At 62.3% G+C, this 12,742-nt stretch carries 8 protein-coding genes; 2 read left to right on the top strand and 6 right to left on the bottom strand.

Features of this window, described 5'->3' with window-relative positions; all coding sequences use genetic code 11:
* Positions 1-21: 21 nt before the first annotated feature.
* Positions 22-1,482, top strand: coding sequence for a protein adenylyltransferase SelO (gene selO, locus D886_RS0102350; RefSeq protein ID WP_027592367.1), 1,461 nt, complete (start codon positions 22-24; stop codon positions 1,480-1,482).
* A gap of 109 nt (positions 1,483-1,591) precedes the next feature.
* Here the strand turns inward: selO and D886_RS0102345 are convergent, their stop codons facing one another.
* Together D886_RS0102345 and D886_RS0102340 are read right to left on the bottom strand one after the other, a co-directional pair.
* Entirely contained in the window at positions 1,592-2,365 is a 774-nt protein-coding gene (locus tag D886_RS0102345; RefSeq protein WP_027592366.1) for a ParA family protein, read from the bottom strand.
* A 110-nt stretch (positions 2,366-2,475) separates the two neighbouring features.
* Entirely contained in the window at positions 2,476-3,375 is a 900-nt protein-coding gene (locus tag D886_RS0102340) for a LysR family transcriptional regulator (protein ID WP_027592365.1), read from the bottom strand.
* 165 nt (positions 3,376-3,540) lie between these two features.
* Between D886_RS0102340 and D886_RS0102335 the strand changes: the two genes are divergently transcribed.
* Positions 3,541-4,728, top strand: coding sequence for an MFS transporter (locus D886_RS0102335; protein ID WP_256214920.1), 1,188 nt, complete (start codon positions 3,541-3,543; stop codon positions 4,726-4,728).
* Positions 4,729-4,827: 99 nt separating this feature from the next.
* On the opposite strand, the gene D886_RS0102330 is transcribed toward D886_RS0102335, so the two are convergent.
* From D886_RS0102330 to gltB, 4 genes are all read right to left on the bottom strand, one after another.
* Positions 4,828-5,175 (bottom strand): YgiW/YdeI family stress tolerance OB fold protein, encoded by a 348-nt coding sequence (locus D886_RS0102330; RefSeq protein WP_027592363.1) that lies wholly within the window; start codon positions 5,173-5,175, stop codon positions 4,828-4,830.
* 115 nt (positions 5,176-5,290) lie between these two features.
* On the bottom strand, positions 5,291-6,355 hold the full coding sequence (gene hemE / locus D886_RS0102325) for a uroporphyrinogen decarboxylase (RefSeq protein WP_027592362.1): 1,065 nt from the start codon (positions 6,353-6,355) through the stop codon (positions 5,291-5,293).
* A gap of 151 nt (positions 6,356-6,506) precedes the next feature.
* Complete coding sequence (locus D886_RS0102320) at positions 6,507-7,925, bottom strand: FAD-dependent oxidoreductase (protein WP_027592361.1); 1,419 nt, start codon at positions 7,923-7,925, stop codon at positions 6,507-6,509.
* 123 nt (positions 7,926-8,048) lie between these two features.
* Positions 8,049-12,494 carry a glutamate synthase large subunit gene (gltB, locus tag D886_RS0102315; protein ID WP_027592360.1) on the bottom strand — a complete coding sequence of 1,482 codons (4,446 nt, stop codon included), beginning with the start codon at positions 12,492-12,494 and terminating at the stop codon, positions 8,049-8,051.
* Positions 12,495-12,742: the final 248 nt, after the last annotated feature.

Genomic DNA, 12,742 nt, shown 5'->3' with positions numbered 1-12,742 from the left:
ACCGATTTCCAGGAGCAACCCGTGAAAGCCCTCGACCAACTCAGCTTCGACAACCGCTTCGCCCGCCTGGGCGATGCGTTCTCCACCCAGGTCCTGCCCGAACCCATCGCAGACCCGCGCCTGGTGGTGGCAAGCGAGTCGGCCATGGCCCTGCTCGACCTCGACCCCGCGCAAGCCGACTTGCCGGTGTTCGCCGAGTTGTTCAGCGGCCACAAGCTCTGGGAAGAGGCCGACCCACGCGCGATGGTCTACTCCGGCCACCAGTTTGGCTCGTACAACCCGCGCCTGGGCGACGGCCGTGGCCTGTTGCTGGCCGAAGTGCTGAACGATGCAGGCGAACATTGGGACCTGCACCTCAAAGGCGCTGGCCAGACCCCGTATTCGCGCATGGGCGACGGCCGCGCCGTGCTGCGCTCGTCGATCCGCGAGTTTCTCGCCTCCGAAGCCCTGCACGCCCTGGGCATCCCGACCAGCCGGGCGTTGTGCGTGATCGGTTCGAGCACCGCGGTTTGGCGCGAAAGCCGCGAAAGCGCGGCCATGCTCACGCGCCTGGCACAGAGCCATGTGCGCTTCGGCCATTTCGAGTACTTCTACTACACCCGCCAGCCCGAGCAACAGCGCGTGCTGATCGACCATGTGCTGGAACAGCACTACCCCGAATGCCGCGAGGCCGAGCAGCCCTATCTGGCCATGTTCCGTACGATCGTCGAGCGCAACGCCGAACTGATTGCCCGCTGGCAAGCCTATGGTTTCTGCCACGGGGTGATGAACACCGACAACATGTCGATCCTCGGCATCACCTTCGATTTCGGCCCTTTTGCCTTCCTCGACGACTTCGACGCCAATTTCATTTGCAACCACTCCGACGACCGTGGCCGCTACAGCTACAGCAACCAGGTGCCTATCGCCCACTGGAACCTCAGTGCGCTGGCCCAGGCGCTGACCACGGTGATCGAAGTGGAATCGCTCAAAGAGGCGCTGGGGCTGTTCTTGCCGTTGTACCAGGCGCATTACCTGGACCTCATGCGCCGGCGCCTGGGCCTGACGACCGCCGAGGATGAAGACCTCGCCCTGGTCGAGCGCCTGCTGCAATGCATGCAAAAGGGCGGCGTGGACTACACCCTGTTCTTCCGCAAGCTGGGTGAACAGCCGGTCGCCGAAGCGCTGAATGTCGTCCGCGACGACTTCATCGACCTGCTGGCCTTCGATGCCTGGGGCGCGGACTACCTTGCCCGCTGCGCGCGTGAGGCCGGCAACGGCGAAGGGCGGCGTGAACGCATGCATGCGGTGAACCCGCTGTACGTGCTGCGCAACTACCTGGCGCAGAAGGCCATCGAAGCGGCCGAGGCTGGGGATTACAGTGAAGTGCGCCGGCTGCACCAGGTGCTGAGCCGGCCGTTCGAGGAGCAGGCCGGGATGCAGGCATACGCCCAGCGGCCGCCGGAGTGGGGCAAGCACCTGGAAATCAGCTGTTCATCGTGATGCCTGGAAGGTGTTTGCCTTGAGGTTTTCTGTGCCTGTAAGACCGCGCGCCGCCCGCGCGGCGCTCGATCTCTGCCCACCACAACGCCCACGCCCTACCCTTGAACCCCTAAGCGTTTTCTTCCAACAACGAATGCAACGCCACAAACTGCTGGGTCAGCTTGTGCCGTGGTTCCAGGTGAATCAGCGGCAAGCTGGCGTGGTGCGACTCGCGCATCTTCACCGAACTGCCCAGGTAAACCGGTAGCACGGGCAGGCCTTCGGCCAGCAGTTCGTCGAGCATCTGCTGGGGCAGGCTGGCGCGGGACTGGAACTGGTTGACCACGATGCCCTCAACCAGCAGATCCTCATTATGGTCGTCTTTGAGCTCTTCGATTTCCGCCAGCAGGCCGTACAGGGCCTGGCGCGAGAAACTGTCGCAATCGAAGGGGATGAGCACGCGATCGGCCGCGATAAGCGCAGAAACCGCATAAAAATTCAGCGCCGGCGGCGTGTCGATGTAGATCCGCTCGTAATCCTCGTCCAACTCGTCGAGCAACTTACGCAGCTTGTTGATCTTGTGCTTGGCCTCAAGCTTGGGCTGCAGGTCAGCCAGCTCGGCGGTGGCCGTCACCACGTGCAGGTTGTCGAACGGCGTTTCGTAGATATCGACCTTGTTCTTCTTGCTGAAAGGCCCGCTGGACAGGCTTTGCTTGAAGAAATCGGCGATCCCCATGGGGATATCTTCACCCGTCAGGCCGGTGAGGTACTGAGTCGAGTTTGCCTGGGCATCCAGGTCGATCAACAAGGTCCGGTAACCTTCGCTGGCACTGACCGCCGCCAGGTTACAAGCGATGCTCGACTTGCCCACGCCACCTTTCTGATTGAACACCACGCGCCGCATGAGAGAACTCCGTGTATCAACGAATGCCCGAGTATGTGGTGGCTCGCCAGCTAAGGCCAGCGGCAATTGTCGGGTGATGATGGCGAACTGATCGCGATGCCCGAGCGTGCCTACGAAGGCTTCGTCACCTGGCCGGTCAACAGCTCAGCAAACGCCTTGGCCATCGCTGAACTGCCGTGTTCGCGCTGCACCAGCCATACTGCGGTCATCGCGCCTTCATCCAGCAAGGTGCGGTACACCACACCCTCGATGCGCATGCGCTGGAACGAGGCCGGCAATACCGAAACCCCTAGCCCCGCAGACACCAGGCCGATGATGGTCATCGCCTCCCCCGCTTCCTGGGCAAAATGCGGGCTGAACCCGGCGTGCCGCGCCAGGCTGAGCAATTGCGCATGCAGCCCACTGCCATAGCTGCGCGGAAAGAACACGAACGGCTCATGCGCCAGGGAGGCCATGTGCACCCCCTGCTCCGTGCCCACGGCCAAGGGGTGCGAGGCATTGATCACGGCCACCAGCGGCTCGCGAAACAGCTCGGTCGCCACCAGGCCCTCCGGCAACGGCATGGGCCGCATCAGCCCCACCTCGATGGACTCGTCAAACACCGCTTCAGCCACATCACGGCTGCTCAACTCCTTGAGGTTCAGGTGCACGGCCGGGAAGCGCTGACGAAAGGCATGGATTGCCTTGGGGATTTTCGAGGTAAACGGCGCCGACGAGGTAAAGCCGATCTTCATTTCGCCGAGCTCGCCAAGTTGCGCCCTGCGCGCCACATCGGCTGCCTTTTCCACCTGTGCCAACACCTGGCGTGCTTCTTCCAAGAACAACCGCCCCGCCTCGCTCAGTTCGACCCGACGATTGGTACGGTCGAACAAACGGGCACCCAGCTCCTGCTCCAGCGCCTGGATTTGTTGGCTCAACGGGGGCTGCGAAATACCCAGCTGCTGGGCCGCGCGGCCAAAGTGCAGCTCTTCTGCCACAGCAATGAAGTAACGCAGATGGCGCAGTTCCATGATCGGCTCCAAACAAGTCGCTAAACATCTTAAATAGGTCGAACAATATATTGGATCTAATCATTAGCCAGCTATATGCTTTTTTCATTGCGCCAGAGGTACCCGCCCGTGAAAACTGCTGTAGCTCCCCTTCCCGTCGACCCAGAACCTGCCCCCCTTAACGAAATGTGGATCGAGAAAGGCACGCCCGCCTTCATGAAGACCGTGCTGGCCCTGTTCAGCGGCGGCTTTGCCACCTTCGCCCTGCTGTACTGCGTGCAGCCGATGATGCCCCTGCTGTCGCAGGAGTTTTCCATTAACGCGGCACAGAGCAGCCTGGTGTTGTCGGTGTCGACTGCCATGCTGGCGTTCGGCCTGTTGATCACCGGGCCGATCTCCGACCGCATCGGGCGCAAGCCGGTGATGGTGTTTGCGCTGGTGTGCGCGGCCCTATCGACCTTGGCCAGCGCGGTGATGCCGACCTGGGAAGCGGTATTGGCGACACGTGCACTGGTCGGCCTGTCGTTGAGCGGCCTGGCGGCGGTGGCCATGACTTACCTGAGCGAAGAAATCCACCCGCAGCACATCGGCCTGGCCATGGGCCTGTACATCGGCGGCAATGCCATCGGCGGCATGTGCGGGCGCCTCATCACCGGGGTACTGATCGACTTCGTCAGCTGGCACACGGCGATGCTGACCATCGGCGGCCTGGCACTGGTCGCGGCGCTGGTGTTCTGGAAGGTCCTGCCCGAATCACGCAACTTCCGCCCGCAGGCCGTGAACCCACGCAGCCTGCTGGACGGCTTCGTCATGCACTTCAAGGACGCCGGGCTGCCTTGGCTGTTCCTCGAGGCATTCCTGCTGATGGGCGCCTTCGTCACGCTGTTCAACTACATCGGCTACCGCCTGCTGGCAGGGCCTTATCACATGAACCAGGCGTTGGTCGGCTTGTTGTCGGTGGTGTACCTGTCGGGTATCTACAGCTCTGCGCAGGTCGGCGCACTGGCGGACAAGCTGGGGCGGCGCAAGGTGTTCTGGGTCAGTATCGTGGTGATGGCAGGCGGCTTGCTGATGACCTTGGCCAGCCCGCTGTTGATGGTGATTCTCGGCATGCTGGTGTTCACCTTTGGCTTCTTCGGTGCCCACTCGGTGGCCAGCAGCTGGATCGGGCGGCGGGCGTTGAAGGCCAAGGGGCAGGCTTCGTCGCTGTACCTGTTCTGCTATTACGCGGGGTCGAGTGTGGCCGGGACGGCAGGTGGGGTGTTCTGGCATGCATGGGGGTGGAATGGCATCGGGCTGTTCATCGGCAGCCTGTTGGCCTTGGCGTTGCTGGTGGCGTTGCGCCTGAGCAAGCTTCAGCCGAAAACGGCTTGAGGGCCATTCGCGGGTAAACCCGCTCCCACAGGTATGGCGCTGGCCTCAAGGGTAGTGCAATCCTGTGGGAGCGGGTTTACCCGCGAAAGGGGCCTCGGATCAGTTGATGATCTCGACGATATCCACATCCACTTCACGGCTCATCAGGTGCTTCTCGACTTCGCCGGTCAGCTTGACCTTGGTCTTGTCGTTGAACGGGGTCGGTGGCAGGTCCTCATCGTCGATCTCGACGGTGACGGTGCCGGTGTTGTCCTTGAATTCGTACTTGTCGTCGTTGTTGATCTTCTTGGTCACATAACCCTGCAGCACCACCGGGGTGTCATCGGCTGCGTCATTGGCGGCGGCGACAGTAGTGACCGACTGGGCACCTGGGCCGGTATAACCAGCGGCCAGTGCAGCGGTGCTGAACAAAGGGGCGAGGATCAGGGCGAGGTAACGAGCTTTCATGGGGATCAGGTCCTGTTTCGGTTTCGATGGGACCAGATTAACGACGATCGCTGAATCTAAACTTAATCCAACAAAAAACCGGCACTGAGGCCGGTTTCCTGTTTGCTGCATCACATCACTGGTGATACTGCGCCGACAACTCGTGCACGGCGTTGATGAACGCACCCGCGTGCTCTGGGTCGACTTCCGGGGTAATACCGTGGCCCAGGTTGAACACATGGCCGGTGCCCTTGCCGTAGCTGGCCAGAATACGCGCCACTTCCTTGCGGATGGCTTCGGGCTTGGCGTACAGCACGGTCGGGTCCATGTTGCCTTGCAGCGCAACTTTGTCACCGACACGGCGGCGGGCATCGCCGATCTCGCAGGTCCAGTCCAGGCCCAGTGCATCGGCACCGGCTTCGGCGATGCTTTCCAGCCACATGCCGCCGTTTTTGGTGAACAGAATAACCGGCACCTTGCGCCCGTCGTGCTCGCGGATCAGCCCGCTGACGATCTTGCGCATGTAGGCCAGGGAGAACTCCTGGTAGGCCGCCGCCGACAGGTTGCCGCCCCAGGTGTCGAAGATCTGCACAGCCTGGGCACCGGCCAGGATCTGGCCGTTGAGGTAGCTGGTGACCGACTGGGCCAGCTTGTCCAGCAACAGGTGCAGGGCTTGCGGGTTGTCGTAGGCCATGGCCTTGGTCTTGCGGAAGTCCTTGGACGAACCGCCTTCGACCATGTAGGTGGCCAGGGTCCATGGGCTGCCCGAGAAGCCGATCAGCGGGACACGGCCGTTGAGCTCGCGACGGATGGTGCTGACAGCGTCCATCACGTAGCCCAGGTCCTTCTGCGGATCAGGGATCGGCAGTGCCTCGATGTCGGCCGGGGTGCTGATGACTTTCTTGAAGCGCGGGCCTTCGCCGGTTTCGAAGTACAGGCCAAGGCCCATGGCATCGGGGATGGTGAGGATGTCCGAGAACAGGATCGCCGCGTCCAGTGGGTAGCGGTCCAGCGGCTGCAGGGTGACCTCGCAGGCGAACTGCGGGTTCATGCACAGGCTCATGAAGTCACCGGCCTTGGCACGGCTGGCGCGGTACTCCGGCAGGTAACGGCCAGCCTGGCGCATCATCCAGACCGGGGTGACGTCTACGGGTTGCTTGAGCAGTGCACGCAGGAAACGATCGTTCTTCAGGGCAGTCATGTCGGCATCCGGCAAAAAAGTGCGGGCATTTTCTCAGACGCCAGCACAAAAGGCACGGCCAAGGCCATGCGTTTTGTCTATTGGGTGCCTTGGATCAAGCAATTTTGTATACAAAATGCCGAAGGGGCTGCTTTGCAGCCCCAGCATTCAATCAGACTTCCAGGTAATCCAGGATACCTTCAGCAGCCGTGCGGCCTTCGAAAATGGCCGTTACCACCAGGTCCGAACCGCGCACCATGTCGCCGCCGGCGAAGATTTTCGGGTTGCTGGTCTGGTGCTTGAACTTGCCTTTTTCCGGTGCCACCACGCGGCCCTGGGTGTCCATCTGGATACCATGCTGCTCGAACCACGGCGCCGGGCTCGGGCGGAAACCGAAGGCGATCACCACGGCATCGGCCGGCAGGATCTCTTCAGAACCCGGGATCGGCTCAGGGCTGCGGCGGCCACGGGCGTCCGGCTCGCCGAGACGGGTCTCGACCACCTTCACACCTTCGACCTTGTCTTCACCGACAATGGCGATCGGCTGGCGGTTGTAGAGGAACTTCACGCCCTCTTCCTTGGCGTTCTTCACCTCTTTGCGCGAACCCGGCATGTTGGCCTCGTCACGACGATAAGCACAGGTCACCGACTTGGCGCCCTGGCGGATCGAAGTGCGGTTGCAGTCCATCGCGGTGTCACCACCGCCCAGCACCACGACCTTCTTGCCCTGCATGTCGACGAAGTCTTCCGGCGATTTCTCGAAGCCCAGGTTGCGGTTGACGTTGGCGATCAGGAAGTCCAGCGCGTCATGCACGCCCGGCAGGTCCTCGCCCGGGAAGCCGCCCTTCATGTAGGTGTAGGTACCCATGCCCATGAACACCGCGTCGTACTCGGCCAGCAGCTGCTCCATGGTGATGTCGGTGCCCACCTCGGTGTTCAGGCGGAACTCGATGCCCATGCCGGTGAAGACTTCGCGGCGGTTGCTCAGCACGGTCTTTTCCAGCTTGAACTCGGGGATACCGAAGGTCAGCAGGCCACCGATTTCCGGGTTCTTGTCGAACACCACCGGGGTTACGCCGGCGCGCACCAGCACGTCGGCACAGCCCAGGCCCGCCGGGCCGGCACCGATGATGGCGACACGCTTGCCAGTCGGCTTGACCTTGGACATGTCTGGGCGCCAGCCCATGGCGAAAGCGGTGTCGGTGATGTACTTCTCCACCGAGCCGATGGTCACCGCACCAAAACCGTCGTTCAGGGTGCAGGCACCCTCGCACAGGCGGTCCTGCGGACAAACACGGCCGCACACTTCAGGCAGGGTGTTGGTTTGGTGCGACAGTTCTGCCGCCGCCAGGATGTTGCCCTCGGACACCAGCTTCAACCAGTTGGGGATGAAGTTGTGCACCGGGCACTTCCATTCACAATACGGGTTACCGCAGCCCAGGCAACGGTGCGCCTGCTCCACGGACTGCTGCGGCTTGAAGGGTTCGTAGATCTCGACGAACTCTTTCTTGCGCTGGCGCAGCAGCTTTTTCTTTGGGTCTTTACGCCCCACTTCGATGAACTGGAAGTCGTTGCTCAGACGTTCAGCCATTTTTCAAAACCTCTTTACCGCAGTCGCAAGCTACACGCCGCAAGCTGCAAGTCGATCACTTGGGTCCGGCAAACCTCGCACTGCGTTTACTCACAGCTTGAGGCTTGCCACTTGCAGCTGTTGTTACTGCGGGTTGGCACGGGTGCTGGACAGCAGTTGCTTGAGGTTGGCCGCCTTCGGCTTGACCAGCCAGAAGCGCCGCACGTAGTCGTCCAGGTTCTCGAAGAGCTCACGCCCCCACTCGCTGCCGGTCTCGTCCACGTATTCGCCAAGGACGCGCGCCAGGTGGCTGCGGTACGCCTCCATCGCTTCACCACTGATGCGCTGGATTTCCACCAGTTCATGGTTGAGCTTGTCGACGAAGCTGTTGTCCATGTCGAGCACGTAGGCGAAGCCGCCGGTCATGCCAGAGCCGAAGTTGTAACCGGTCTTGCCCAGGACGCAGACAAAGCCGCCGGTCATGTATTCACAGCAGTGATCGCCAGTGCCCTCGACAACAGCGTGGGCGCCAGAGTTACGCACAGCGAAGCGCTCGCCCGCGGTACCGGCGGCGAACAGCTTGCCGCCAGTGGCACCGTACAGGCAGGTGTTGCCGACGATGGCGCTGTGCTGGGTTTCGAACGGGCTGCCGGCAGGTGGCACGATGGTGACCTTGCCACCGGTCATGCCTTTGCCGACGTAGTCGTTGGCGTCGCCTTCCAGGTGCAGGTTCAGGCCACCGGCGTTCCACACGCCGAAGCTCTGGCCCGCAGTGCCCTTGAAGCGGAAGGTGATCGGCGCAGCGGCCATGCCCTGGTTGCCGTGCAAGCGGGCGATCTCACCCGAGATGCGCGCACCGATGGAGCGGTCGCAGTTGCAGATGTCGAGGCTGAACTCGCCACCGGACTGGTCGCGGATCGCCGGCATGGCCATTTCGACCATCTTCTCGGCAAGCTCGCCCTTATCGAACGGCGGGTTCTTGTCGACTTCGCAGAACTGCGGCTTGTCCGCCGGAATGTGCGAACTGCCCAGCAGCGGCGACAGGTCCAGGTACTGCTGGCGCTCGGTGTCGCCTGGCAGGATGTCGAGCAGGTCGGTACGACCGATCAGCTCGCCCAGGCTGCGCACACCCAGTTTAGCCAGCCACTCGCGGGTCTCTTCGGCGACGAAGGTGAAGAAGTTGATCACCATGTCGACGGTGCCGATGTAGTGGTCCTTGCGCAGCTTGTCGTTCTGGGTGGCGACGCCGGTGGCGCAGTTGTTCAGGTGGCAAATACGCAGGTATTTGCAGCCCAGGGCGATCATCGGCGCGGTGCCGAAGCCGAAGCTCTCGGCGCCGAGGATGGCCGCCTTGATCACGTCGAGGCCGGTTTTCAGGCCACCGTCGGTCTGCACCCGCACTTTGCCGCGCAGGTCGTTGCCGCGCAGGGTCTGGTGGGTTTCGGCAAGGCCGAGCTCCCACGGTGCGCCCGCGTACTTGATGGAGGTCAGTGGCGAAGCACCGGTACCGCCGTCGTAGCCCGAGATGGTAATCAGGTCGGCGTAGGCCTTGGCCACGCCGGCGGCGATGGTACCCACGCCTGCTTCGGCGACCAGTTTGACCGAGACCAGCGCCTGCGGGTTGACCTGCTTGAGGTCGTAGATCAGCTGGGCCAGGTCTTCGATCGAGTAGATGTCGTGGTGCGGCGGCGGCGAGATCAGGGTCACGCCCGGTACCGCGTAGCGCAGCTTGGCGATCAGGCCGTTGACCTTGCCGCCTGGCAACTGGCCGCCCTCACCCGGCTTGGCGCCTTGGGCTACCTTGATCTGCAGCACTTCGGCGTTGACCAGGTATTCCGGGGTCACGCCAAAGCGGCCGGTGGCCACCTGCTTGATCTTGGAGCTGCGCACGGTGCCGTAGCGCGACGGGTCTTCACCGCCCTCGCCCGAGTTGGAACGCGCGCCCAGGCGGTTCATGGCCTCGGCCAGCGCCTCGTGGGCTTCTGGCGACAAAGCGCCCAGCGAGATACCGGCGGAATCGAAGCGCTTGAGGATGGCCTCCAACGGTTCGATCTGCTCGATCGCCAGCGGCTGGTCGGCCACTTTGACCTTGAGCAGGTCGCGGATCATCGACACCGGGCGCTGGTCTACCAGCGAGGTGTATTCCTTGAACTTGGCGTAGTCGCCCTGCTGCACAGCCGCCTGCAGGGTGTTGACTACATCCGGGTTGTAGGCGTGGTATTCGCCACCGTGGACGAATTTGAGCAGGCCACCTTGCTGGATAGGCTTGCGCGCGCTCCAGGCTTCGGCGGCGAGCAGCTTCTGGTCGCTTTCCAGGTCTTCGAAACGCGCACCCTTGATGCGGCTCGACACGCCCTTGAAGCTCAGGCCGACTACTTCCTCGGCCAGACCGATGGCTTCGAACAGCTGCGCACCCCGGTACGAAGCGATGGTGGAGATGCCCATCTTCGACAGGATCTTCAGCAGGCCCTTGGAGATGCCTTTGCGGTAATACTTGAACACCTCGTCCAGATCGCCCAGCACTTCGCCGGTACGGATCAGGTCGGCCAGCACTTCGTACGCCAGGTACGGGTAGACGGCCGAGGCACCGAAGCCCAGCAGCACAGCGAAGTGGTGCGGGTCACGGGCGGTAGCGGTTTCGACCAGAATGTTGCTGTCGCACCGCAGGCCCTGCTCGGTCAGGCGGTGGTGTACGGCACCCACGGCGAGCGAAGCGTGCACCGGCAACTTGCCCGGGGCGATGTAACGGTCGCTCAGCACCAGCTGAGTCTTGCCACTGCGCACCGCTTCTTCGGCTTGGTCGGCGATGTTGCGGATGGCCGCTTCCAGGCCGACGCTTTGCTCGTAGTTGAGGTCGATCAGTTGGCGGTCGAAGCCTTCACGCTCCAGGTTCATCAGCGAGCGCCACTTGGCAGGCGAGATGACCGGCGAGCTGAGGATGACCCGCGAGGCGTGCTCCGGGGACTCCTGGAAAATGTTGCGCTCGGCGCCCAGGCAGATCTCCAGCGACATGACGATCGCTTCGCGCAGCGGGTCGATCGGCGGGTTGGTGACCTGCGCAAACTGCTGGCGGAAGAAGTCATACGGCGAACGCACGCGCTGCGACAGCACAGCCATCGGCGTGTCGTCACCCATCGAGCCGACCGCTTCCTGGCCCTGCTCACCCAGCGGGCGCAGCACCTGGTCACGCTCTTCGAAGGTGACCTGGAACATCTTCATGTATTGCTTGAGCTGGTCAGCATCGTAGCTGGCCGCGCCCTGGTCGTCGGTCAAGGTCGCCTGGATACGCGTGGCGTGCTGACGCAGCCAGCGCTTGTACGGGTGGCGCGACTTCAGACGGTTGTCGATGGCGTCGGTGTCGAGGATCTGGCCGGTTTCGGTGTCCACGGCGAAGATCTGGCCCGGGCCGACACGGCCCTTGGCAATGACGTCTTCAGGCTTGTAGTCCCATACGCCGATTTCCGACGCAATGGTGATGTAGCCATTGGTGGTGGTCACCCAACGTGCCGGGCGCAGGCCGTTACGGTCGAGCAGGCACACCGCGTGGCGGCCTTCGGTCATGACGATACCGGCCGGGCCATCCCACGGCTCCATGTGCATGGAGTTGTATTCGTAGAAGGCGCGCAGGTCGGCGTCCATGGTCTCGACGTTCTGCCAGGCCGGCGGTACCAGCATGCGCACTCCGCGGAACAGGTCGATGCCGCCGGTGACCATCAGCTCGAGCATGTTGTCCATGCTCGACGAGTCGGAGCCCACGCGGTTGACCAGCGGGCCGAGTTCTTCGAGGTCAGGGATCTGGTCATTGGCGAACTTGGTGCGACGGGCCATGGCCCAGTTGCGGTTGCCAGTGATGGTGTTGATCTCGCCGTTGTGGGCGAGGAAGCGGAACGGCTGCGCCAGCGGCCATTTCGGCAGGGTGTTGGTGGAGAAGCGCTGGTGGAACACGCAAATCGCGGTCTGCAGGCGCTCGTCACCCAGGTCTGGATAGAACGCCGCGAGATCGCGCGGCATCATCAGGCCTTTGTAGATGATGGTCTTGTGCGAGAAGCTGCAGATGTAGTGGTCGGTGTCGTGGGCGTTGGCCACGGACGAACGACGACGGGCACTGAACAGCTTGATGGCGAATTCCTGATCGCTCAGGCCTTCACCACCGATGAACACCTGCTCGATCTGCGGCAGGCGCTCCAGTGCCAGGCGACCCAGCACGCTGGTGTCGATCGGCACCTTGCGCCAGCCGACCAGCTTGAGGCCAGCGGCGAGGATCTCGCGGTCCATGTTGGCGCGGGCGGCTTCTGCTTTGACCGGGTCCTGGTTGAAGAACACCATGCCGACGGCGTACTGCTTGGGCAGCTCGACGGCAAACTGTTCCTGGGCCACGGCCCGCAGGAATTGATCGGGCTTCTGCATGAGCAGACCGCAACCGTCACCGGTCTTGCCGTCGGCGTTGATACCGCCGCGGTGGGTCATGCACGTCAGTGCCTGCATGGCGGTTTGCAGAAGGTGGTGACTTGGCTCGCCCGTCATATGGGCGATCAGGCCAAAACCACAGTTGTCCTTGAATTCTTCGGGATGGTACAGACCTGTTTTCATAGACACTTTCTCACCAGGTTCACCTCTCAACGGAGGCAAATCTCTTTTTTAACAACCACTTACCATCCACGCCGATCAAACGCCAGCTTTTTTGCGGTGGTCATGGAAAACCATTGTTGCACAGCGACAGCGATGCCCACAAATTTTCATGTCTCACCATTGAAAATTTATGTCGCAAATTTGAATGTTTTTGCGCCATGCGCCGTGATAGCGGCTTGGCTCGAGTCTGAAGCGTTTCAGCCATGACT

Origin of the sequence: Pseudomonas sp. LAIL14HWK12:I7 (assembly GCF_000483465.1) — a bacterium.
GTDB lineage: Bacteria > Pseudomonadota > Gammaproteobacteria > Pseudomonadales > Pseudomonadaceae > Aquipseudomonas > Aquipseudomonas kermanshahensis.
Note: the sequence above shows the minus strand (reverse complement) of the source record. Positions and strands in the feature narration are given on the sequence as shown.

Bases quoted from the DNA above. Each gene is read 5' to 3' on its own strand.
- D886_RS0102345 (WP_027592366.1), bottom strand. From the start codon at position 2,365: ATGCGGCGCGTGGTGTTCAATCAGAAAGGTGGCGTGGGCAAGTCGAGC.
- D886_RS0102335 (WP_256214920.1), top strand. From the start codon at position 3,541: ATGTGGATCGAGAAAGGCACGCCCGCCTTCATGAAGACCGTGCTGGCC.
- D886_RS0102340 (WP_027592365.1), bottom strand. From the start codon at position 3,375: ATGGAACTGCGCCATCTGCGTTACTTCATTGCTGTGGCAGAAGAGCTG.
- hemE (WP_027592362.1), bottom strand. From the start codon at position 6,355: ATGACTGCCCTGAAGAACGATCGTTTCCTGCGTGCACTGCTCAAGCAA.
- gltB (WP_027592360.1), bottom strand. From the start codon at position 12,494: ATGAAAACAGGTCTGTACCATCCCGAAGAATTCAAGGACAACTGTGGT.
- D886_RS0102320 (WP_027592361.1), bottom strand. From the start codon at position 7,925: ATGGCTGAACGTCTGAGCAACGACTTCCAGTTCATCGAAGTGGGGCGT.
- D886_RS0102330 (WP_027592363.1), bottom strand. From the start codon at position 5,175: ATGAAAGCTCGTTACCTCGCCCTGATCCTCGCCCCTTTGTTCAGCACC.